The sequence below is a fragment of the Massilia luteola genome (genome assembly GCF_034420155.1).
Lineage (GTDB): Bacteria > Pseudomonadota > Gammaproteobacteria > Burkholderiales > Burkholderiaceae_D > Telluria > Telluria luteola.
The window spans coordinates 93,796-115,565 of sequence record NZ_JAXOFN010000018.1; the positions used below are offsets into that span (position 1 = coordinate 93,796).

General features: G+C 69.3%; 16 protein-coding genes. 4 read left to right on the top strand and 12 right to left on the bottom strand.

All coding sequences use genetic code 11. From position 1 onward, the window contains the following. Positions 1–4: 4 nt before the first annotated feature. Positions 5–1,012 carry a LacI family DNA-binding transcriptional regulator gene (locus tag U9J41_RS18470; protein WP_322403631.1) on the bottom strand — a complete coding sequence of 336 codons (1,008 nt, stop codon included), beginning with the start codon at positions 1,010–1,012 and terminating at the stop codon, positions 5–7. A 229-nt stretch (positions 1,013–1,241) separates the two neighbouring features. Between U9J41_RS18470 and U9J41_RS18475 the strand changes: the two genes are divergently transcribed. After that, positions 1,242–3,722 carry a TonB-dependent receptor gene (locus U9J41_RS18475; protein ID WP_322403632.1) on the top strand — a complete coding sequence of 827 codons (2,481 nt, stop codon included), beginning with the start codon at positions 1,242–1,244 and terminating at the stop codon, positions 3,720–3,722. Positions 3,723–3,784: 62 nt separating this feature from the next. Here the strand turns inward: U9J41_RS18475 and U9J41_RS18480 are convergent, their stop codons facing one another. The 3 genes from U9J41_RS18480 to U9J41_RS18490 all read right to left on the bottom strand — a co-directional run bounded on the left by U9J41_RS18480 (position 3,785) and on the right by U9J41_RS18490 (position 6,569). After that, the gene (locus U9J41_RS18480) at positions 3,785–4,360 is read right to left on the bottom strand and encodes a porin family protein (RefSeq protein ID WP_322403633.1); all 576 of its coding nucleotides are present in this window, start codon (positions 4,358–4,360) and stop codon (positions 3,785–3,787) included. 251 nt (positions 4,361–4,611) lie between these two features. Continuing rightward, on the bottom strand, positions 4,612–5,424 hold the full coding sequence (locus U9J41_RS18485; protein ID WP_322403634.1) for a prohibitin family protein: 813 nt from the start codon (positions 5,422–5,424) through the stop codon (positions 4,612–4,614). Positions 5,425–5,699: 275 nt separating this feature from the next. Then, positions 5,700–6,569: an SDR family oxidoreductase gene (locus tag U9J41_RS18490; RefSeq protein ID WP_322403635.1), complete on the bottom strand. Its 870-nt coding sequence runs from the start codon at positions 6,567–6,569 to the stop codon at positions 5,700–5,702. A 115-nt stretch (positions 6,570–6,684) separates the two neighbouring features. Here U9J41_RS18490 and U9J41_RS18495 point away from each other — a divergent pair, with 115 nt between their 5' ends. Next, entirely contained in the window at positions 6,685–7,566 is an 882-nt protein-coding gene (locus U9J41_RS18495) for a LysR family transcriptional regulator (protein ID WP_322403636.1), read from the top strand. A 27-nt stretch (positions 7,567–7,593) separates the two neighbouring features. On the opposite strand, the gene U9J41_RS18500 is transcribed toward U9J41_RS18495, so the two are convergent. The 5 genes from U9J41_RS18500 to U9J41_RS18520 form a co-directional block, all read right to left on the bottom strand. After that, positions 7,594–8,343: a hypothetical protein gene (locus U9J41_RS18500; RefSeq protein ID WP_322403637.1), complete on the bottom strand. Its 750-nt coding sequence runs from the start codon at positions 8,341–8,343 to the stop codon at positions 7,594–7,596. Positions 8,344–8,406: 63 nt separating this feature from the next. Further along, on the bottom strand, positions 8,407–9,060 hold the full coding sequence (locus U9J41_RS18505) for an outer membrane beta-barrel protein (protein WP_322403638.1): 654 nt from the start codon (positions 9,058–9,060) through the stop codon (positions 8,407–8,409). A gap of 162 nt (positions 9,061–9,222) precedes the next feature. Beyond that, positions 9,223–9,696: a MarR family winged helix-turn-helix transcriptional regulator gene (locus tag U9J41_RS18510; protein WP_322403639.1), complete on the bottom strand. Its 474-nt coding sequence runs from the start codon at positions 9,694–9,696 to the stop codon at positions 9,223–9,225. An 85-nt stretch (positions 9,697–9,781) separates the two neighbouring features. Continuing rightward, the gene (locus tag U9J41_RS18515) at positions 9,782–11,380 is read right to left on the bottom strand and encodes a sensor domain-containing diguanylate cyclase (RefSeq protein ID WP_322403640.1); all 1,599 of its coding nucleotides are present in this window, start codon (positions 11,378–11,380) and stop codon (positions 9,782–9,784) included. Between the two features lie 99 nt (positions 11,381–11,479). Next, positions 11,480–13,348, bottom strand: coding sequence for a sensor domain-containing diguanylate cyclase (locus U9J41_RS18520; RefSeq protein ID WP_322403641.1), 1,869 nt, complete (start codon positions 13,346–13,348; stop codon positions 11,480–11,482). A 516-nt stretch (positions 13,349–13,864) separates the two neighbouring features. On the opposite strand from U9J41_RS18520, the gene U9J41_RS18525 reads away from it, so the two are divergent. Beyond that, the gene (locus U9J41_RS18525; RefSeq protein ID WP_322403642.1) at positions 13,865–16,993 is read left to right on the top strand and encodes a hybrid sensor histidine kinase/response regulator; all 3,129 of its coding nucleotides are present in this window, start codon (positions 13,865–13,867) and stop codon (positions 16,991–16,993) included. Here the strand turns inward: U9J41_RS18525 and U9J41_RS18530 are convergent. Beyond that, positions 16,979–17,782, bottom strand: a complete 804-nt coding sequence (locus U9J41_RS18530) for an MBL fold metallo-hydrolase (protein ID WP_322403643.1) — start codon at positions 17,780–17,782, stop codon at positions 16,979–16,981. The two genes, U9J41_RS18525 and U9J41_RS18530, sit on opposite strands and share 15 nt — an antisense overlap. A gap of 92 nt (positions 17,783–17,874) precedes the next feature. Between U9J41_RS18530 and U9J41_RS18535 the strand changes: the two genes are divergently transcribed. Then, positions 17,875–18,855: a GlxA family transcriptional regulator gene (locus U9J41_RS18535; RefSeq protein WP_322403644.1), complete on the top strand. Its 981-nt coding sequence runs from the start codon at positions 17,875–17,877 to the stop codon at positions 18,853–18,855. Here the strand turns inward: U9J41_RS18535 and U9J41_RS18540 are convergent. Both U9J41_RS18540 and U9J41_RS18545 read right to left on the bottom strand, forming a co-directional pair. Continuing rightward, entirely contained in the window at positions 18,841–21,429 is a 2,589-nt protein-coding gene (locus tag U9J41_RS18540; RefSeq protein ID WP_322403645.1) for a hybrid sensor histidine kinase/response regulator, read from the bottom strand. The genes U9J41_RS18535 and U9J41_RS18540 overlap by 15 nt on opposite strands. An 81-nt stretch (positions 21,430–21,510) precedes the next feature. After that, positions 21,511–21,729 (bottom strand): tautomerase family protein, encoded by a 219-nt coding sequence (locus U9J41_RS18545; protein WP_322403646.1) that lies wholly within the window; start codon positions 21,727–21,729, stop codon positions 21,511–21,513. Between the last annotated feature and the right edge of the window lie 41 nt (positions 21,730–21,770).

Sequence of the window (21,770 nt, forward strand, 5' to 3'; positions counted from 1 at the left end):
GAGATCAGGTGTGGCGTACGATCAGTGTGGTCGGCAGCATTTCGGACTGCACGGTCTCGCCTTCGATCATGGCCAGCATTTTTTTCGCGAGCAGCACGCCGCCGTCGCGCAGGTATTGGTGGACGCTCGTGAGCGGCGGCACGAAGCTGGCGGCGCCGGGGGTGTCGTCGTAGCCGATCACGGAAATATCGTCGGGCACGCGCAGGCCCGCTTCCGTCAGGGCGCGGATGGCGCCCATCGCCAGCAGGTCGCTGGCGGCGAACAGGCCATCGATGCTGTGGCCGCTCTTCTTTTTCAGCAGCGACGTCACGCAGTCGAAACCCGCCTCGAACGTGAACGCCTTCGGGCGCAGGATGTGCACGGTGGCGCGGTTCGACAGCGCGTCGATGAAGCCGGCGCAGCGTTCCTGCACCTCGGCGTGGTCGACGTCGCCGACGAAGATCAGCTTGCGCCGGCCCTGCTCCAGGAAGCGCTCGGCCACGCTGGCGCCGCCCTTGCGGTTGTCCGAGCCGACGACGGTATAAGTGGCGCCGTCTTCCGGCGCGCCCCACACGACGAGCGGCAACGTGGTCTGTTGCAGCGCCTTGACGGCCTCGCCGTGCGAGCCCTGGCCCAGCAGGATCAGGCCGTCGGCGCCCTGCACCGGCGCCGTGTCGAGCAACTGCTTGGACGTGAGCACGACGCTGTAGCCGGCCGTCGTCAGTTCCTGCGTGATGCCGCCCAGGAGTTCGAGCGGATACGGGTCCGACATCGGCCGCCCCTTCACTGGCGTCATCTCGACGACGACGGCGACGGAATACGAGCGGCGCATGCGCAGGTTGCGCGCGCTGATGTTGAAGCGGTAGCCCTGCTCGGCCGCGATCTTGCGGATCTTTTCCCGCGTGTTTTCCGTCACGAGCGGACTGTCGCGCAGCGCGCGCGACACCGTGATCGTGGAAACGCCGGCGATCTTCGCCAGGTCTTCCATCGTCACTGCGGAGTCGCCGACTGGATTTTTTTTCGCTTGCGCCATGGTGGTTCGTGAGGATAAGGCTGGGGTAGCGGTAACAGGTTACTTGAGCGGAACGCATTATGACAGATTTTTTCGCATTGTCGACAAAAAATGACATCGATAGCATTTCGATTGACATCGATGTCATCCGATGTTTCAATGACCGCACTTTCCTTGTCGAACCACCAATCGACGGGAAATCCGGGGAGGAGACGCCCCGCGCCGGTTCCCAATCACAAGAGAGCATAATATGAACAGCCCCACGCTGAAAAACACCATGCAGTTCCCGCAACTGTCGGCAGTTGCCCTCGCCGTCCTCGCACTCGTCACCCAGTCCCAGGCGAGCGCCCAGCAGGCTTCTCCCCAGCCGCAGCAAGACAACGTCCAGCAAGAAATCCAGCAAGTCGTCGTGACCGGTACGGCATCGGCCTCCGGCACGCGCAAGATCGACACGAGCTTCTCGATCACCACCGCGACCGAGGAACAGCTGAAGCAGGCCGCGCCGTCCAGCACGGCCGACATCCTCAAGATCGTGCCGGGCGTGTATGCCGAAGCGACGGGCGGCCAGTCCGGCGCCAACATCGAAGTGCGCGGCTTCCCGTCGGGCAGCGATTCGCCGTTCGTCTCCGTGCAGATGAACGGCAACCCGATCTTCCCCGTGCCCGTCCTCTCGTTCTTCGAAGGCTCGTCCGCCTTCCGCCTGGATGACACCATCGAGCGCGTCGAAGTGCTGCGCGGCGGTCCGAGCACGATCTATTCGAGCGGCCAGCCGGGCGCCACGATGAACTTCATCATGAAGAAGGGCGGCGACGAGCCGGAAGGTAGCCTGCGCTTCACGACGGGCACCGGCAGCCTGCGCCGCTTCGACGGCGTCTACAGCGGCAAGATCGCCGAAGGCTGGTACGGCATGATCGGCGGCTTCTACCGCACGACGAACGGCGTGCGCGACGCGGGCTTCCCGGCCGACGACGGCGGCCAGCTGTCCGCCTCGCTCACCCGCAAGCTGGACCAGGGCGAACTGACGGTCTACGCCCGCTCCACGTCCGACAAGAACGCGTTCTACACGGGCGTGCCGCTGATCTCGTCGAACAACGGCCACACGATCTCGTCGTTCCCGGGCTTCGATCCGCTGCGCGGCACCCTGATGAGCAACGAGATGCGCAACTTCACGGTCGAGGCCGGCCCGGGCAAGACGCTGAACTACGACCTGGGCGACGGCCGCGGCCTGTCCTCGAACCTGGTCGGCGCCGACTTCCAGCAAAAGCTGAACGGCTGGGACGTATCGAACAAGTTCAACTACTTCAAGGGCGACCTCGACACGATCGCCATGTTCACGGGTAACAACCCGCTGAGCGCGGCCGATTACGTGAGCCAGGCCATCGCCTCCGCCAACGGCAATTCCGCCGTGCTGGCCGCGGCCGGCGCGCCCGCCACCGGCGGCGCCATCACGTACACGAACGGCGGCGGCACCGTCGCCGCGAACCAGCAGGTCGTGCAGGCGGGCCTGTGGGCCGTCGAGAAAAAACTGCGCTCGTTCACGGACGAATTCCGCGTCAGCCGCGACATCGGCCACGACAACACCGTCACGGCCGGCGCCTACGTCGCGAACTACTCGTCGCATGACGTCTGGTACCTCGGCAACAGCCACCTGATGACGGCCACGCCGAACGCGCGCCTCATCGACGTCGCGCTGAACAACGGCACCGTCGTGTCGCACAACGGCACCGACGGCAACGTGTTCTACGCGCCGATCGCCTCGTACGACGGCAACAACACGGCCGTGTTCCTGGCCGACGAATGGCGCATCAGCGACCGCATCAAGGTCGACGCCGGCATGCGCCACGAGAAGCAGCACATCTCGGGCTCGATCTCCAACCTGGCATCGAGCGACACGGACAACAATCCGCTGACCGTGTACAACAACGGCACCTCGCAGCCGACCGGCAGCTTCACCGGCCTGTCGCGCGACGACTCCGCCAACTCGTTCACGGCCGGCGGCCTGTACAAGCTGACGAAGGATTCGAGCGTGTTCGTGCGCGCCAACCAGGGCCACACCTTCATCTACTTCGACGACCTGCGCAATGCCGGCAGCCAGGACGTCGTGAACGACCGCAACCGCGTCCCGACGCCGAAGGTCACGCAGTACGAGATCGGCTACAAGACCGCGACGCCGCTGTACAGCGCCTACGTCAACGCCTTCTTCACGGACTTCACGGGCATCTCGTTCCAGCAGATCACGACCACCGGCGTGCTGTACTCGGTGAGCGGCTCGCACGGCAAGGGCGTGGAATTCGAACTGGCCGTGCGCCCGATCACGGGCCTGCAACTGCAGCTGACGGGCGACTGGCAGGATTCGACGTACAAGGACAACCCGACCATTGCGGGCAACCAGGTGCAGCGCCAGCCGAAGTTCCAGTACCGCTTCTCGCCGAGCTACCGCATCCCGCTGGGCGATTACGCGCTGCGCCTGTACGGCACCTACGCGCACGTGGGCGCGCGCTGGGCCGACCAGCAGAACACCCAGTACCTGCCGTCGTATAACACGCTGGACCTGGGCATCCTGGCCAAGCTGTCGGACAAGCTGGAATTCCGCGTCACGGGCACCAACGTCAACAACGAACTCGGCCTGACCGAAGGCAATTCGCGCCTCGTCGGCAGCAGCGTCGGCCCGATCAATGCCCGTCCGATCTTCGGCCGCACGTGGGAAGCGTCGTTCACGTACCGCTTCTGACCGGCTTCACCTGATCTTCTGCTGTACCCTCTTGGCGGGACTCCGGTCCCGCCTTTTTTCGTTCAGAACCCGAACTTCAGCCCCGCCGACCACACGCCTGCACGCGCGCCCATCTGCTTGCCCTTGCCATACTGTTCGTATTCGCCGACCAGGGACAGCTTCTCGTTCAGCTTGTACTGTGCACCGAGACCCGCATACACGCCGTTGTCGATGTCCTCGTCGAAGCCGACATTGCTGGTGTACTTGCGCTCGTTGTGCGACACGCCGAGCTTGCCGTACGCCGAAAAGCGGTCGTTGATGGGGACCGTGTACTTGGCGGCGACATAGGCCCCGTAGCCTTTCGTGGCGGAGATGACGCCTCCCGGGAAGCCTGTCTGCGCTTCCGAAAAATGCGAATCCCGGCTCGAGAATTTCACGTAGCCCGCCTCGACGCCCAGGTTGTTCGAGAAGTCGACGCCGCCGAAGATCTTGGCGTCCGCATGGCGGCTGCCGGTCGTGACGTTGCCGGCGCTCGCCACGCCGATGCCGACGTACGGATGATAGGACGCCGTATCGGACGCGGTCATCGATTGCTGCGCGTGGGCCGCGGTGCCTGCGGCGAGCGCGGCGGCGGCGAGGACGAAGGTGAATGCTTTCATTGCTATCTCCGGTTGTGGTCTGGCGCGCGATTCGGGATGAATCGCGACGGTGGCCACGATAGCAATGTGTTCAGAAAGCAAGAATCCCGGATTGGTAAGGATCTGTTACGGGTATGCAGATAACCGGCCTTCAGGTCGAATATGCATGCCGATGTGACAATGATTATTACACGACATAGCGCGACGATGGCTGCGTGTTGCCAGCCATACGTCGACGCTATTTTTGTTTCACAGTTTTACAATTGCAGTGCTTACTTCGCGTCGTTCGTCACGTTGATGAACGGGATCGCACCGCCCGCCACATTCGGCAGCTTGCCGTCCCACTTCTCGATCGCCATGCGCTGGTTTTCCATCTCGCGCAGGCGGATCAGTTCCGGCGTCACCTGCTGGCGCTGCACGGCCAGCGATTCCGCCTCGGCCTTGGCCTGCGCCACGCGCTGCTTCGCTTCCACCTCGATGCGCTGCAGGTCGCGCTCCGCCTTGAGCTTGAGCTGCTCGGCCGTCGTCTTGGCTTCGATCGCTTCGTTGAACGAGCGCGAGAAATTGAAGTTCACGATCGAGAACTCGTCCACCATGATGCCGTGGCGCGCCAGCCGTTCGCGCAGCTGGGTGACGATCTGGTCGCGCACGTCGGTCCGCTTGGCGATCAGCTCCTCGGCCGTGAAGCGCGCCGTGACGGCCTTCACCGCTTCCTGCACGGACGGGATGATGATGCGCTGGCCCGGCTCGTTGCCCAGGTCGCGGAACACCGTGACGGCGGCATCCGGCCGCACGTGGTAGTTCAGCGCCACGCGGGTGTGCACGGTCTGCAGGTCGCGCGAGGCCGCGTCGCCGTCGCCCTCGCCCTTCTGGATCGAGACGTTGACCAGGTTGAGCTTTTGCGCCAGCGGCACGCGGAAGTGGATGCCCTCGCTCAGCACCTGGTCGCTCGGACTGCCGAACGTCGTCATCACGCCCCGGTGGCCGGCCGGCACGGTCCCGAACGGCGCCAGCGCCCACACCAGGATCAGCACGACCACCAGGACGATCAGTTTTGCGCCCGCGTTCAGTGACACTCGATTCATTTTGCATCCCTTTCTGCTTGGTTCCACCGATCGACTTCGGTCGGCAGGTCGTCAATTAGGAACCTCGAGAAACCGTCGCGAGCGGCCGCAATGGTGTCCGAGAAGCGGAGCTGTACGCAAGTACAGCGAGCATCGCAGGACAACAGTGCAACGCGCAGCAGGTTTATCGACGTTTCTATATGTGTTGACGATGAACAAAGTGTATAGCGGTCGGGTCAACAAAAGAATCAGAAATATCGGAGGTTCGACTGCGGGAAAGCCGAAGGCTCGCGGCGTCAGGCCGCGGCGGCGATGCCGGCGGCGAAGTCGCGGTACGAACGCAGCGGCCGCCCCAGCAGCGCAACCAGCCGCGCGACGTCGCCCGCCTCCGGCACCATGCCGTCGGTAAGGAAGCGCTCACTCATCAGGCGCATGTCGTACGCCATCCAGGCCGGCATGAACTGGCGCAGGTTCTGCTCGAACGCGGCCGTGCCGTCGCCGCCGTACGCGATCGGGCGTCGCAGCACGTCCGACCAGATGGCGGCGACGTCCGCGCCGGTCAGCGTGTCCGGACCGACCAGGTTGATCCGCTCGGTCGGCAGCGGCCGCGTGGCGTTGTGGCGGTGGATCAGTTCGATGGCCGCGATCTCGCCGATGTCGCGCACGGCGATCATGGCCAGGCCCTTGCCGCCGATCGGCATCGGGTAGATGCCGTGGCCGAGCACGACGTCCTTGATCGTGACGTCGTTGTCCATGAAATAGGCCGGACGCAAGATCGTGGCGGAAAAGCCCATCCGCTCGATCATCCGCTCGACGCCGAACTTGCCCGCGAAGTGAGGCACGTTGACGTACAGGTCGCTGTGGATGACGGACAGGTAGACGACCCGGTCCACGCCCGCTTCCCGGGCGACGTTGAGCGCGACCAGCGCCTGCGTGAATTCGTCGGGCACGACGGCATTCAGCAGGAACAGCGTGGACACGCCGGCGAACGCGCCGCGCAGGGCATCGACGTCGAGCAGGTCGCCCTGGACGACGTCGACGCCGGCCGGGAAATCGGCTTTCGCGGGGTCGCGGACGAGTGCGCGCACGTTGGCGCCGCGCTTCACGAGTTGGTCGACGACGTGGCGGCCGACGTTGCCCGTTGCTCCGGTGACGAGAATGGTCATGATGTTTGCTCCTGGTTGAAGTTGAAGTGTGTCGGTTGACGCTTCACAGCTTAGACGTCCCACAGGTGCGCCGATAGACGGTATATTTAGACATTCCGTCTCACAGGTGAAACACATGGACTTGCTCGCCCTCGCCGATTTCAACCTCGTCGCCCGCCATGGCGGATTCGGCCGCGCCGCACGGGCGACCGGCCGCCCGAAAGCGACCCTGTCGCGCCGCGTCGCCGAACTGGAGGCCGGCCTCGGCCTGCGCCTGCTCGAACGCGGGGCGCGCGTGCTCAAGCTCACCGAGGAAGGACGGGCGCTGTACGAGCGCACGGGGGCGTTGCTGACGGAAATCGACGAAACGGCGGCGGCGCTCGCCTCGGGCGGCGCCCGGCCGCGCGGCCGGCTGCGGATCAGCGCGCCGCTGCTGTTCGCGCAGACGGCGATGGGGAAGCTGGCCGCCGGCTTCGCCTTGCGCTACCCGGAGGTGAGCCTGGAAGTGACGACGGAAGACCGGCCCGTCGACATGGTCGAGGAAGGCTATGACCTCGTGATCCGCGTCAATCCGGATCCCGACGAAAACCTCGTCGGCCGCATCTTCCTGCGCGACCGGCTCGTCGTCGTGGCGAGCCCGGGACTGGCGCGGCCGGCGGGCGCGGCCGCCGTGCCCGCGGTCGTGCGGACCACGAGTGTCCAGGCGGCCTGGCGTGTGATGGAACAGCCGGACATCGTGATCGACCCGGTGCTGCGCCTGTCGTCGCTCGTGATGGTGGGCGATGCCGTGCGGGCGGGCGTCGGCGCGGGCTGCCTGCCCGTCTCGCTCGTCAGCCGCGATCTCGCCGCCGGCACGCTGGTGAGCTGGGGCGACGTGGCCGGGCCCGAGATTGCCCTGTGGGCGCTGTATCCGTCGCGGCGGCTGCTGAGCGCGCGCGTGTCCGCCTTCCTCGATTACCTGAAGGCGGCGTTTCCGAAAGGGACGCCGGACGAGCTGGCGGCGTATCTCGCGGATTGAGCGGCCGGCCGCGCCGGCCGGACGGGGTCACTGCGCCGGACGCTCCATGCGCATGAAACGGAACGTCGGCTCGATGTCGCGCGCATGCAGGGCGCGGACGATGTCTTCCAGCGTGGCATCCTTGAGCAGCAGCCCGTCCGGGATGCCCGCGTCGTGGCGCGCCGGCGCGGCGGGCGGCCGGACCGGCGCCACCGGCTCCAGCCGGGCGAGCGCCGCATCGAACTGCCCGGCCGTGATGCTGTCCAGCCCTTCCAGGAACCCGACCTGCCCCGCCACGGGCGGCGGCATGTCGAGCCCGGATTCGTCCGCGAACGACGCGCCCATGCCCGGATGGATGAAGGCGGCCCAGGTGCCGGTCGCCCCGTTCAGGCACGGCGGCAGTTCCACGGGGATGGCGATGGCGGCGGCGTCCGGCAGCGTGTCCGGCCAGAGGCGGGCGAGGCCGTCCACGAAGCGCCGCGCCGCGGCCACCGGGACGGGCACCGCCAGCGACAGCCACAGCACGAAGCCGCCCGCGCTGGCGACGCTCACCGCGGGCGCCGGAAAGCCGAAGTCCTCTTGCAGGCCGTTCGCGACGGTGCACAGGTGCTCCCAGTGCTGCTCGTCCGCGCCGGGCGCCTTGCGGAACGGGATCGCGATGGCGCGCGTCAGGCCGTTGTCCGATACGAGGTCGACGGCCACGCACGGCCCGCCGCCGCCCCGTTGCGCCAGCGCCTGCGCGGCCTGGCTGTCCCGCACCAGGTACAGGCGGGTCAATTCCGAAATCAATTTATCCATGTGCGTCTTTCACGTCGAACCGGCCGACATTCTGACACAAGGCGCGTGCCATGGACCGCAGGCTCAGAAGCCCATTTTGAACTTGGCGCTCAGCCCGGAATTATTGGTCTCGCTGCCCCATTTCTTCGCGCTGTTACCGAACTGCTCGTACTGCGCGGACACGGACGCCTTCTCGGTCAGCTTGTAGCGCGCCCCCATCCCGGCATAGGCGCCCACGTCGCTGTCCGAGGCAGTGGCGCGCAGGGTCTTGTCGTGGGCCACGCGCTCGCTGTAGGCGACGCCCACCTTCCCGTATGCGGAAAAACTGTCGTTGACGGGCACGTTGACCCTGGCGGCCAGGTAGCTGTTGAAGCCCTTGGTGCCCAGCGCACCGTTCACTTCGTCGGGCCTGGCGTAGTCGGCGAAGTGATAGCCGCGGGTATAGAGGTTCGCGTAGCCCGTTTCGAGCGCGACGTTCGGACTGAGGTTGATGCCGCCGAACAGTTTCGGGTCCGCCACGTAGACGCCGAACTCACTCTTGTCGGGATTTCTCATTGCGACCGGCTCCGCGGCATTGCCCATATAGGTGCGCGGGACGGGCTGGACTTTCCCGAACGGCTGCGACGGCGCCGGCGTCGACGACAGCGTCCTGGGCGCGGTCGCGCCGTCCAGCAGTTGGGCCTGGGCGCCGCCGGCGGCAAGCAGCCCGGCGGCCAATGCGAAACTGGATGTCTTCATCGTCCTCTCTCGTCGTCGTGGATGGTTCAACCGGAGACCCCGTCACGATAGCAGTTCGTGTTCAAGATCGCATCACGACATACGTACGATGTTTCACGTTGTTACAACAAAGCGGGCGACCGGATCGCGGCCCGATGACGGCACGACGCCGTCGCGACGCCGCTACGGATGGTCGGCCAGTTTGCCGCGCAACATGTCCAACTGGCGCTTGATGGCCGCGAGTTCGGCGGGCTCGCACGCGGCGGCGCACAGCACGCCGTCGTAGATCGCGGCGGCTTCCCGTTCCAGCGCGCGGCCGCCGGGGCTCAGGGCCACGACGACCTGGCGCTCGTCCACGGCGGAGCGGGTCCGCGTCACCAGGCCGGCCGCCTCCAGCCGCTTGAGGAGCGGCGTCAGCGTGGCCGAATCCAGGAACAGCCGGGCGCCGATCTCGGACACCGTCTGCTCGTCGTTTTCCCACAGCACCAGCATGACGAGGTATTGCGGATAGGTCAGGTCCAGCTTGCGCAACAGCTTGCGGTACACCTTGTTCATCGCCAGGCCAGTCGAGTACAGCGCAAAACACAACTGGTCGTCGAGAAGCGGGGTCCGCTTGCCGTGCCGGGTGGAGGAGTCGTTGGCTTCCGTGGTTCGCATCGTGGATCGCGCGCCGTCAATGCCCGCACCGAGCGGGCTCCACGCCAGTGTAGGCCTTCCGCCGCCGCGGGGCGCACGGCAGGGTTCAAGCCGCCGCCTCGTGGCCCTCGCGCGCGACGACGCGGTTGCGGCCCGTGTCCTTGGCCTCGTACAGCAGCCGGTCGGCTACGTCGACCCAGGCCAGCGGATCGTTGCGCTCGGCCAGCGACGGATGGCCGACGTACAGGCCCATGCTCAGGGTGACGCGGCCGGACGGGCTGTCCGGATGGCGCAGGTCGAGGCCGGCCACGGTCGCGCGGATCCGGTCGGCCACCGCGTTGGCGCCGGCCAGGTCGGTATCGGCGAGGATGACGGCGAATTCCTCGCCGCCGTAGCGCGCGGCCAGGTCGGCCGGACGGCGCGCGCCTTCGGCGACGGCGCCGGCCACCTTGCGCAGGCATTCGTCGCCGGCCGGGTGGCCATAATGGTCGTTGTACTGCTTGAAATGGTCGATGTCGGCCATGACGAGGGCGAACGGCGCCCCGTTGCGGCGGGCGCGGTCGTATTCGCGCACGAGGCGGTCCTCGAACAGGCGGCGGTTGGCGAGGTTCGTCAGGGCGTCGCTGTCGGCCAGGTTCTGCAACGACTCGTTGTGGCGCTGCAGCGCGGCGCCCGCGCGGCGCAGGTCGTGTTCGAGCCGCTCGCGGACGCGGATCTGGCGCACGAGGAGCACGCCGCCCCACGCCAGCACGCAAATCGCCGCCAGCACCAGCACGCCCGTCTGCAGCGTGCTGCGGCGCCATCCGGCCAGGATCTCGTCCTTGGCCTCCCCGCTGGCGACGAACAGCGGAAAACCCGCCAGGTGCCGGTAGCTGTACAGGCGCTCGATGTTGTCGATCCTGGACGCCAGCACGGCGGAGCCGGGCTGGCTGCTGCGCTGGGCCCGCTTCCAGATGGTGCCGTTGCGGATGTCCATGCCGACCTGGTCATCGTGGAACGGACGGCGGTAGACCAGCGTGCCGTTGTCGAGCGCCAGCAGGATGGTGCCGTTCTTGCCGACGTCGAAGCTGTCGTAGAAGCGGCCGAACCACCCCAGGTTGAGCGTGGCCAGCACCACCCCGGCGAAGGTGCCGTCGGGCGCCTCGATGCGGCGCGACAGCGGCAGGATCCACACGCCGGTCGAGCGGCTGCGCACGGGCACGCTCACGTGGGTGCCGCGCCCGGGGTGCAGCAGGTGGTACTGGAAATACTCGCGGTCGAAATTATTGCCCTGCATGGGACGCGGCAGCGACGACGTCAGCCACTTGCCGTCCGGGCCGTACACGAACAGGCCGTGCAGTTCGCCGACGTCGTGCGTGAGCTCGCGCAGCCGCAACGTCAGGCGTTCCGTGGCGGCATCGTCCAGGCCATCGTGCTCGATGCGTTCGACCATCTCGGCCAGCACGGCGTCGCCGAGCTTGATCGACGTCTCCGCATGCGACGCCAGCGCGCGCGTCATGTTGGCCGTGGCGACGCGGCTGTCTTCAAGCCGGGTGCGGTAGGCGTGCCAGGCGCTCCAGCCCTGCAGGCCGGCCAGCAACAGGCAAAAGCAGGACAGCAGCGCGATGGTCAGCGCCACCAATGGACGGCGCGGCCCGTCGAGCGCGGGCAGTGCGGGGCCGGTGTGGTCGGTGCCGCGGCCGGCACCGTCATCGGAATTGTGCATGCGGTGCTCCGAATCCTGCGGGGCTCCAGCTTAGCCGCGTCGCTGCGTCCACCGGCGCACGGCACGATGCGGCCGCGTCCGCGGCAGCGGCGCGGACGACTATCCGACCGGGCCGTGCGGCGGCGGACTGCCGGCGACGAACACGGACGCCGTATCGCGTCCCGCGCGCTTGGACCGGTACAGGGCCTCGTCCGCCACGTGGGCCAGCGCGGCCTGCTCCGGACGCGCGCTCCAGGCGATGCCGATGCTGCTCGTGACCTGCACGGTGCGGCCGTCGAGTTCGAACGGCGGGCGGATCGCGTCCTGCAGCTTGGCCGCGATCCGTTCGCATTCCAGCGGCGAACCCACCTGCTCCAGCAGGACGACGAATTCGTCGCCGGCCAGGCGCGCCACGGTGTCCGTGCTGCGCACGCTGGCGGCCAGGCGGCGCGCGAGTTCGCGCAGCACGGCGTCGCCCGTCGCGTGGCCGAGGCCATCGTTGATCTGCTTGAAGTGATCGACGTCGAGATAGGCCAGCGCCAGCGGCGTGGCGCCGCGGCGCGCGCGCGCGATGGCCTGCCCGAAGCGTTCCTCGTAGCTGCGCCGGTTCGGCAGGCCGGTCAGGTGGTCGGAATGCGCGAGCGCGTGCAGCTGGCGCTCGTACTCGCGCGCCGCCGTGGCGTCGGTCGACAGCACGTAGATGCCTTGCACGACGCCGTCGCGCAGGTGCGGCAGGTAGGTCGAGCTGACCACGCGGGTGCGGCCGCGGCGCACTTCCTCGATCTCCAGGTGCGACGCGTGGCCGCCCAGGCAGCGTTCGAGCGCCTCGCGGCGCGGCGCATAAAATGCATCGCCCATCGATTCCAGCACGGTCCTGCCGATCATGTCCTGGCTCTTCACGCCGAGCCATTCGCGGTAGCGCTCGTTGGCGAAGCGGTAGCGCAGGTCCGTGTCGACATAGGCGATCAGCGCGGGCACGTTGTCGGCGATGGTGCGCAGCCATTCGCCGCTCTCGGCCAGGCGCGCGCGCGACGCGTCCAGTTCCGTCACGTCCTTCAAGGCGACGACGGCGCCCAGTCGCTCGCCGCCCGCGCCGTGCAGCGCGCGGCCACTCGCCAGCAGGCGGCGCGGCGCGGCGCCGGGCGCGTGGATCGTCATGCCGGCATCCTGCACGCACTCGCCGCGCAGCGCGCGCACGAGCGGGACCTGTTCCGGGCTCAAGGGCGTGAGGCCGTCCTCGCCGTACAAGTCGTAGTGCCCCGGCCAGTCGGCCAGCGCCAGGCCGTGTTCCGCGTCGAGGCCGTGGAACCCGCGCGCCGCGCGGTTGAACAGCGTCAGGTGGCCGTCGGCGTCGCACGCGACCACGCCCACGTCCACCGTCTCCAGCACCGCATCCAGCAATTCCTGCTTCTGCCGCAAGACGCGTTCGGCGGTCCCGCGCAGGCGCATCGCCAGCTCGAGGGCGGCGTTCTTGTCGTGCAGTTCGCGGGTGCGCGCGACCATCAGCGCGTCGCGGTTCAGCTCATCCTGCGCCAGGCGCGCCAGGTCGCCCAGCAGGTGCCGGTCGGCGTCCCCGAATGCGCGCGGCGCCGTATCGATGATGCACAGGGTGCCGAGCGGCTGGCCGTCGACGCTGTGCAGCGGCTGGCCGGCATAGAAACGGATGCGCGGCCCGCCCGTCACGTGCGGGTGGCCGGCGAAGCGCTCGTCGAGCAGCGTGTCGGGCACGACCAGCGCGTCGTCCAGGGAAATCGTGTGGCTGCACAGGGCGAGCGAACGCGGCATCTCGGCGGCGTCGAGGCCCACGCGCGACTTGAACCACTGGCGCTCGCGGTCGATGAGCGACACGAGCGCGATGGGCACGCTGAACGCGGCCACGGCGAGGCGGGTGACGCGGTCGAACCGGTCTTCCTGGGGCGTGTCGAGCACCCCCAGCGCGTGCAGGGCGCCGATGCGCGCTTCTTCCGCAAGATCTTGTTGACTGAGCATGAGCACCCTTGCCTGGACGGCGAAGAACAACCGGCGATGCCGGCGCCGCGACAAGCAAATTCGTCAAAGCGCACAGCCTTTTCAGAAGATTCTATCCGATTACCACCAGGCTGTGCACTGGCGCTACAACCGTTGCATCACGGGCACACCCCGTACCGACATAAAACTTCTGAAACATTCTACAGCGGAATAATTGGCGAGAATTCATTCTTTATGCGAAAAACATGGCTTATGCTGCGCAAATGTCACACCTGATGCCAAGCCAGCCCGCATTGCGTCGTCAGCGTACCGGACGGCGCCGTTCGCTCAAATCGGGGACGGCCGCCGGTACCGATCGGCATGTCGACGTGCTTCATTTCCGCCTGGAATTTAAATCGTCGCGCCGGCAACACGGCCGCAAGCGCAAGTCCGGGCCAGCTCATCTTTCACTTGCCGTGCCGGGCACTCTGCCCCTATTCTTCCCGTTCGCGGCCCAGCCGCACAGAGTCTGCCCGGCATAACAACGGACGAGAAGACATGACGCAAAACGACACGGGCAATGTCGAGGCGACCCTCGACGAAGTCTTGATCACGCACGAACTCGCACGCCGCCCGGCGCGTGCGCCCGACCACCGCGCGGAGAGCCGCGCCCTCACCCTCCTCAGCCGCGAACTCGTGACGCATCCGCACGGCGTGCTGCAGCGGCTCGCCGAACTCGCGCTGCAACTGTGCCGCGCCGGCACGGCCGGCGTCAGCGTGCTGGAACGCGGCGAAGACGGCGACGTCTTCCGCTGGCCCGCCGTGGCCGGCGCGCACACCAGTGTGCTCGGGAGCGCGATACCGCGCGCGGACAGTCCCTGCGGCGTCGTCATCGAGCGCAACACGACGCTGCTGTTCGACGCGCCGGACCGCTGCTTCGCAGCGCTGCGCTGCGCCGGTCCGCCGCTGGCGGAATGCCTGCTGGTGCCGTGGATGGTCGACGACCGGCCGGTCGGCACCGTCTGGGCCATCGCCCACGACCGCGCGCGCCGGTTCGACGCCGAGGATGCGCGCCTGCTGGCGGCGCTGTCGTCGTTCGCCGCCGCCGCGCACCGGGTCGTGACGACGCCGGACGGCGACGGCCGGCGCGTCGAACGCGTCATCGCGACGCGGCGCCACGACGAACGGCGCCAGGCTTTCCTGCTGCGCCTGAACGACGTGCTGCGCCCGCTGGCCGATCCGCGCCGCATCCAGGCCGAAGCCGCGCGCGTGCTGCGCGAACAGCTCGGCGTCGACCGGATCGGCTACGCGGCCGACTGCGGCGACGGCGAGCACCTGATCGTCACCTGCGCCGACGGCGCCACCGCGCCGGCGCTCGCGGACAAGCTGCGCTACGCCGACTACGGCGCCGGCCTGCTGGACGCGCTGCGCACGGGCCGCCCGGTCGTGCGGCCGGACGTGCAGGCCGATCCGGCGCTGGACGCCGCCGCCCGCGCGGCGCATGCGGCGCTCGGCGCGGCGGCGGTGGCGGACATGCCGCTCGTGAAGGACGGCCGTCTCGTCGCCATCCTGTTCGCGCACCACGGCCGGCCACGCGCCTGGAGCGACGCCGACCTGGCCCTGATGCACGAAACGGCCGAGCGCACCTGGGCCACCGTCGAACGCGCGCAAGCCGAGATCGGGCGCGAAGCGGCCCACGCGGCGCTGACGCGCCAGTCGCGCTTCGTCGCGACGACGCTCGACGCGCTGCCCGATTTCGTGTACGCGTTCGACCGCACGCACCGCTTCGTCTACGTCAACCGCGCGATGGAAGAACTGTTCGGGGCGCGGGCGGGAGACCTGCTGGGCCGCAGCTTCGCCGACCTGGACCACCCGGCCGACCTGGCCGCGCGCCTGGACGAGCACCTCGATACCATCTTCCGCACCGGCGTCACCATCCAGGACGAAGTGTTCTTCACGAGCCCCACGGGCACGAGCGCCTATTTCCAGTTCCGCTGGGGCCCGGTGCTGGCCGAGGACGGCTCGGTCGAGCAGGTCGTGGGCGTCTCGCGCGACACGACCGGCCGGCGCCTGCTGGAAGCGCGCCTGCGCGAGAGCGAGGAACGCGCGGCCTTCCTGCTGCGCCTGTCCGACGCCATGCGCTCGCTGGACGCGCCCGATGCGATCGAGGCGACCGCCACCCGCATGCTGGGCGCGCACCTGGGCGCCAGCCGCGTGCTGATCGGCGAATTCGAGGACGGCCGGGTCCACATCCGGCGCGACCACGTGGACGGCGTGGCGTCGCTGGCCGGCACGTATCCGCTGCCCGCGCTGGGCGTGCGCGCGCTCGCCGCATTCGACCGGGGCGAAGCGTTCGTCGTCGAGGACATGGCGCGCGACCCGCTGGTGGACGGCGCCACGCGCGCGAGCTGGGTCGGCGCCGGCATCGCGGCCCAGGTCGGCGTCGGCCTGTTGTCCGGCGGCCGCGTCGCGGGCGCGTTCTGCGTGCATCACGCGGCGCCGCGCCACTGGAGCGGCGCCGAAGTGAACCTCGTGCGCGAGGTCGCGGAGCGGACGTGGGCCGCGATCGAGCGCGTGCGCGCCGAGCAGGCGCTGAAGGAAGCGGACCGGCGCAAGGACGAATTCCTCGCCACGCTGGCGCACGAGCTGCGCAATCCGCTCGCGCCGATCAGCAACGCGATCCAGCTGCTGCGCCGTTCCGACGGCCCGCAGGCGACCGACCGCCTGTTCGGCATCGTCGAGCGCCAGGTGCGGCAGATCGTCAAGCTGGTCGACGACCTGATGGAGATCGCGCGCATCTCGCGCGGCAAGATCGAACTGGCCAGGTGCCCGCTGCCGCTCGCCGACGTCGTGCGCGACGCCGTCGACGCCAGCCGCCCGCAGTTCGAGCGGGCCGGCCACCGCCTCGACGTCGCGCTGCCGGACGAGCCCCTCGTCGTGCATGGCGACGCCGTGCGGCTGACGCAGGTGCTCACGAACCTGATCAACAACGCCGCCAAGTACACGGATGCCGGCGGACGCATCGAGCTGTCGGCGCAGCGCTGCGGGACCAGCGTCGCGCTGACGGTGGCCGACAACGGCCGCGGCATCCCGGCCGCCCAGCTGCCGCGCGTGTTCGACATGTTCGCGCAGCCGCACCTGAACGACAAGGGCGGCGGCGACGGCCTGGGCATCGGCCTCGCCATCGTGCGCAAGCTCGTCGAGATGCACGAGGGGACCGTGGAAGCGCACAGCGCGGGCCCCGGCCAGGGCAGCGAATTCATCGTGCGCCTGCCGCTGTTGCCGGAGACCGCGCCGCGCGCCCGCGCGGACACGCCGTGCGGCACGCTGGCCGGCCATCGCATCCTCGTCGTCGACGACAACGCCGACGCGGCCGACACGCTGGCCCTGCTGCTCGAATCGCACGGCGCGCGGGCGCGGGCCGTGTACGGCGGACCGGCCGCGCTGGCGAGCCTGGCGCCGTTCGCGCCGGACGTCGTCCTGCTCGACCTGGGCATGCCGGACATGGACGGCTTCGACGTCGCGCGCGCCATGCGCGCCGCGGGCGGCACGCGCGTGCGCATCGTCGCCCTCACGGGCTGGGGCCAGCAGGCCGACCGCGCCCGCACGCGCGCGGCCGGCTTCGACCATCACCTGACCAAGCCGGTCGACCTGCAGGCGCTGGCGGCCTGGTTAAGCGGGGCGTAGTTCGCGCACCCGCTGGAACGCGCGGGCCTCGCCATCCTCGGGCACGCTCACGCGCGCGCGCAGGCCTTGCCGGTCCAGCCAGGCGCGCAGGTCGGCGCGCGACAGCATGCAGTGGTTCACGGCCTCCAGGTGGCTCGCGACGATGGCCGCGCGCGGCGCGGCGCGCGCAACCCGGCCCAGGTCGTCCAGGTCCATGATGATGGCGCCCAGGCCCGGCACCTGCGCGTCGCCGCAGTTCAGCACGACGACGTCCGGATCGTACGTTTCCAGCGCCGCCGCCACGTGCGCATTCCACACCGTGTCGCCGGCGATGTACAGCGTCGGCTCGTCGGGATGGCGCAGCACGATGCCGGACACCTCGCCCATGCGTGCGCCGATCGCCGCCATGACGGCATCGCTGCCGTGCTGGCCGCCGGTCCGGGCGATGCGGATGCCGTCGAACGGCGTCTCCCGGTCCGCCGCGAGCGGCCGCACGTCCGTGAAGCCGTCGGCGCGGATGGCGTCGGCATCGGCCCCGTTCTGCGCGAACACCGGCAGGCCGCGCGGCAGCACGCGGCGCGCCGTCTCGTCCCAGTGGTCGAGGTGCAGGTGGGTGACGAGGACGGCGTCGACGTCGAGCAGCGCGGCCAGCGGCACGGGCAGGTCGACGAGGGGATTGGCGAGGTGGCTGTTGGCGGTGCCGGCAAAGCCGGGGTAGGCGCCCCGCCCGGCCAGCAGCGGGTCGATGAGGAGCCTCTTGCCGGCGTAGTCGACGAGCAGGGTGGCGTTGCGGATCTGGGTGAGTTGCATGGCGGCTCCTTGCGGTGGGTGTGCAGCCATTCTCGCGGCGCGGCGGACAACCCGACAGTGGCCCACAGGACACCTTTCGATATAATCGGGCCATGACCCGATCCGATGCCCCTTCCTACCGCGTGGCCGTCATCGCCTTCGACGGCATGACGCCGTTCCACCTGTCCGTGCCCTGCCTCGTGTTCAGCGGCCGCCCCGGCGCGGACGCGCGCTCCCGCTTCGAACTGACCGTGTGCGGCGCCGGCCCGGAAACGCCGCTGGCGACGAGCGCCGGCTTTACCATCGTGCCGCGCCACGGCCTGGAAGCGCTGGCGCACGCCGACATCGTCGTCATGCCGGCCTGGTACGACGATTGCCGCCCCGCGCCGCCCGCGCTGCTGGACGCCCTGCGCGCGGCGCACGGACGCGGCGCCTGCATCGTGGCGCTGTGCCTGGGCGCCTTTCCGGTGGCCGAAGCCGGCCTGCTGGACGGCCGCACCGCCGCCACCCACTGGGCCGTGGCGCCCGAACTGGCGCGCCGCCATCCGCGCGTGAAAGTCGATCCGGACGTGCTGTACGTGGACGACGGCGACGTGCTGACGTCGGCCGGCGTGGCCGCCGGCATCGACTGCTGCCTGCACCTGCTGCGCCGGCTGTGCGGCGCCGACGCCGCGAACCACGTGGCACGCATGCTCGTGGTGGCGCCGCACCGGCAAGGCGGCCAGGCCCAGTTCATCGAGCGCCCGCTGCCCGTGTCGGGCACGGACGGCCGGCTGTCCGCGGTGCTGGACTGGGTGACGCGGCACCTCGGGGAAGACCACGCCATCGACGGCCTGGCGCGGCGCGCCGCCATGAGCCGGCGTAACTTCACGCGCCACTTCCGCCTGGCGACGGGCACGTCGTTCAAGCAATGGCTGCTGGCCCAGCGGCTGGCGCACGCGCGCTGGATGCTGGAGACGGGCGATGCCGCCGTCGAAGTCGTGGCGCAGGAAGCGGGCTTCGGCTCCGCGCTGTCGCTGCGCCAGCACTTCCGCACCGCGCTGCAGACGTCGCCGGCGGCGTACCGCAAGGCGTTCCGGCTACGTCCCGGGTAACGCCTCGTGGGCGCGGGACGTGCCCAGCCACGCGTGCAGCATGGCCAGGTCGACCGGTTTCGTCAGATGGAAATCGAACCCGGCCCCGCGCGTGCGTTCGCGGTCGCGCTCCTGTCCCCACCCGGTCAGCGCGACGATGCGCACGCCGGACCAGGCGGGATCGGCGCGGATCCGGCGCGCCACGTCGAAGCCATCCATGTCCGGCATGCCCAGGTCCAGCAGGACCGTGTGCGGACGCAGGCCGGGCAGCGCCGCCAGCGCCGCCGCGCCGTCGTACACGGCGCGCGCCCGGGCGCCGTCCGCTTCGAGCAGCATGGCGAGCGTGTCGGCCGCGTCCTGGTTGTCGTCGACGACGAGGATGCGCTGCCCGGCCAGCGGCGCCGTGCCGGCCGCCGCCGCGCCGTCGTCGGCCGCGTCGTGCGCGTCCGCCAGCGGCAGGCGCACGACGAATTCGCTGCCGTGTCCCGCGCCGGCGCTCTTCGCCTCGACGGTCCCCCCATGCATCTGCACGAGGCCGCGCACCATCGCGAGGCCGATCCCAAGCCCGCCCTGCCCGCGCCCGGCCGCCCGGTGCGCCTGCGTGAACATGTCGAACACGTCGGGCAGGTGGCCGGGCGGGATGCCGATGCCGTTGTCGCGCACCGCGATCTCGACCTCGGCGCCGACGCGGCGCGCGGCCAGCTCGATGCGGCCGCCCATGTCCGTGTACTTGGCCGCGTTGTTCAGCAGGTTGGCGAGGACCTGCGTGAGGCGCACGCTGTCGGCGTACAGCGTGAGCGGCTCGTCGGGCAGGCGCACGTCCAGCTGGTGGCGGTTCTGGTCGATGAGGGGCCGGCTCGTCTCGACGGCGCCGTGCACGACGTCGGCCAGCAGCAGCGGCTGCGGATGCAGTTCGATCTTGTCGCGGGTGATGCGAGCGATCTCCAGCAGGTCGTCGACGAGCTTGATCATCTGGCGCACCTGCCGTCCCAGCATCTCGACCAGCCGGTCGGCGCGGCGCCGTCCGTCCGGATGGCGCAGCAGGTGCACGGCGTTGCTGATCGGCGCGAGCGGGTTGCGCAGTTCGTGCGCCAGCACGGCCAGGAATTCGTCCTTGCGGCGGTCGGTCTCCTTGAGCGCCTGTTCGGCCAGCACGGCGTCCGTGATGTCGAGCGAGGCCCCCACGTGGCCCGCGTAGCTGCCGTCCGGCGCGAACAGCGGCTGCGCGTAATTGTCGAACCAGCGCCACTGGCCGTCGTGACGCAGCAGGCGGTCGAGGTTGCGCCAGGGCCGGCGCGTGCGCACCGCATCCATGTAGTCGGCGATGTAGGCCGGCGCGTCGTCCGGATGCACCAGCGCGTGCCAGCCCACGCCCATCAGGTCCTCGAACGCCCTGCCGGAAAAGTCGAGGTAGTACTGGTTGACGAACACGTTGCGGGCCTGGTCGTCGTTCTGCCAGATCAGCACGGGCACCGTGCTCGCCAGCGTGCGGAAGCGCAGTTCCGACGCCCGCAGTTCTTCCTCGACGCGCTTGCGCGCCGTGATGTCCTGCACGATGTTGACGGCGCCGCCGAGCGCGCCCGCGTGGTCGCGCAGCGGCGTGATGTTCAGCAGGACGTCGATGCGGCTGCCGTCCGGCCGCTCGATGGACAGTTCGCGGTCGACGACGGCCTCGCCCCCGGCCAGCACGTCTTGCAGCGGCGTCGTGAAATTGGCCAGCCGGTGGCCGTTCACGGCGCACGCCGCCGGCCCCCAGCAGGCCGGCGTCTCGCCGGGCGGCCCGCCGCACAGCCGGTCGGCGCACGCGTTGTGGAACACGACGGTGCCCGCCGCGTCGCACGCGACGACGCCGGCGGGAATCGCGCCGAGCAGGTCGCGGTAGCGCTGCTCGCTGGCGCGCAACGCGTCGTCGGCCTGGCGCCGCTGGGCGATCTCGTGTTCGAGCATGCGGTTGTGCCCCGCCAGCACGCGCGTGCGTTCCTCGGCCGCGCGCACGAGGTCGCGCCGGCTCTCGGCCGTCTCTTCGAACGCGACGATGGCCTGGTACGCCGCGGCCGCGAAATCGGCCAGGTTGCGCAGCACGCGCGCGTCCTCCGCGTCGAACTGGCGCTCCTCGCGGTGGCTGATCACCCACACGGTCCCCAGTGCGCGGCCCTCGGCCGCCCATGGCGCGAGCAGGCTTTCGATCAGGGGCGGGTCGAAGCCCACCATTGCCTCGAAGCAGCGCTCGCCGTACCGCATCAGCATGATTTGATTGCGGTCGACTACGACGCCGCACGGGCTGCGGTCGAACGCGATGGTGCCGCCCAGGTGCTCCGCGAACAGCCCGGCCGCCGCATGCCAGCGGAACACCCGCTGTCCATCCAGCTCCTCCAGCAGGCTGATGCCGGCCGAGTCGGCGTCGCACAGCTCAAGCACCAGCTCGGCCAGTTTCTGTGGCACGCCGTGCGGATCGGCGGCCAGTTGCCTGGCGAGCGCGGCCATCGCGCGGTTCTCGGCCGCGTGATCCGGCGCCCGGCGCGGGCGCCGCTCCAGCTCCGCCGTGATGAGCACGTCGTCGACGCAGGACGCGACGGATGAGGGTTGGGTCGCCATCGAAGCAGGACCAAGTGGTAGTTGATTCCATGCTACCGAAAAGCACGGCACCGCGGCGCGCCGTTTGCATTGCATGCGCAATCAAGCGGCGGCGGTGGCCAATCCCATCTTGGCAAGCGTCAACGTCTCGTCCGCCCGGCCCCAGCCGCCGTCGGCGACCTCCTCCACCAGCACCATGGTGTAGGGCCGCACCTGCTCGCCGAAATACTCGACGAACATGGCCGTCGTGCGGTGGATGATCTCTTCCTTGCGGGCGGCGTCGACGACGCCTTCGGGGAATTTGAAATTTGCGAATGGCATGGATGGTCCTCGTCATGAATGGGCGGCGACGGGTGTCGCCG

Bases quoted from the DNA above. Each gene is read 5' to 3' on its own strand.
- U9J41_RS18520 (WP_322403641.1), bottom strand. From the start codon at position 13,348: ATGCTCAGTCAACAAGATCTTGCGGAAGAAGCGCGCATCGGCGCCCTG.
- U9J41_RS18510 (WP_322403639.1), bottom strand. From the start codon at position 9,696: ATGCGAACCACGGAAGCCAACGACTCCTCCACCCGGCACGGCAAGCGG.
- U9J41_RS18495 (WP_322403636.1), top strand. From the start codon at position 6,685: ATGGACTTGCTCGCCCTCGCCGATTTCAACCTCGTCGCCCGCCATGGC.
- U9J41_RS18500 (WP_322403637.1), bottom strand. From the start codon at position 8,343: ATGGATAAATTGATTTCGGAATTGACCCGCCTGTACCTGGTGCGGGAC.
- U9J41_RS18480 (WP_322403633.1), bottom strand. From the start codon at position 4,360: ATGAAAGCATTCACCTTCGTCCTCGCCGCCGCCGCGCTCGCCGCAGGC.
- U9J41_RS18505 (WP_322403638.1), bottom strand. From the start codon at position 9,060: ATGAAGACATCCAGTTTCGCATTGGCCGCCGGGCTGCTTGCCGCCGGC.
- U9J41_RS18535 (WP_322403644.1), top strand. From the start codon at position 17,875: ATGACCCGATCCGATGCCCCTTCCTACCGCGTGGCCGTCATCGCCTTC.
- U9J41_RS18540 (WP_322403645.1), bottom strand. From the start codon at position 21,429: ATGGCGACCCAACCCTCATCCGTCGCGTCCTGCGTCGACGACGTGCTC.
- U9J41_RS18490 (WP_322403635.1), bottom strand. From the start codon at position 6,569: ATGACCATTCTCGTCACCGGAGCAACGGGCAACGTCGGCCGCCACGTC.
- U9J41_RS18545 (WP_322403646.1), bottom strand. From the start codon at position 21,729: ATGCCATTCGCAAATTTCAAATTCCCCGAAGGCGTCGTCGACGCCGCC.
- U9J41_RS18475 (WP_322403632.1), top strand. From the start codon at position 1,242: ATGAACAGCCCCACGCTGAAAAACACCATGCAGTTCCCGCAACTGTCG.
- U9J41_RS18525 (WP_322403642.1), top strand. From the start codon at position 13,865: ATGACGCAAAACGACACGGGCAATGTCGAGGCGACCCTCGACGAAGTC.
- U9J41_RS18470 (WP_322403631.1), bottom strand. From the start codon at position 1,012: ATGGCGCAAGCGAAAAAAAATCCAGTCGGCGACTCCGCAGTGACGATG.
- U9J41_RS18515 (WP_322403640.1), bottom strand. From the start codon at position 11,380: ATGCACAATTCCGATGACGGTGCCGGCCGCGGCACCGACCACACCGGC.
- U9J41_RS18530 (WP_322403643.1), bottom strand. From the start codon at position 17,782: ATGCAACTCACCCAGATCCGCAACGCCACCCTGCTCGTCGACTACGCC.
- U9J41_RS18485 (WP_322403634.1), bottom strand. From the start codon at position 5,424: ATGAATCGAGTGTCACTGAACGCGGGCGCAAAACTGATCGTCCTGGTG.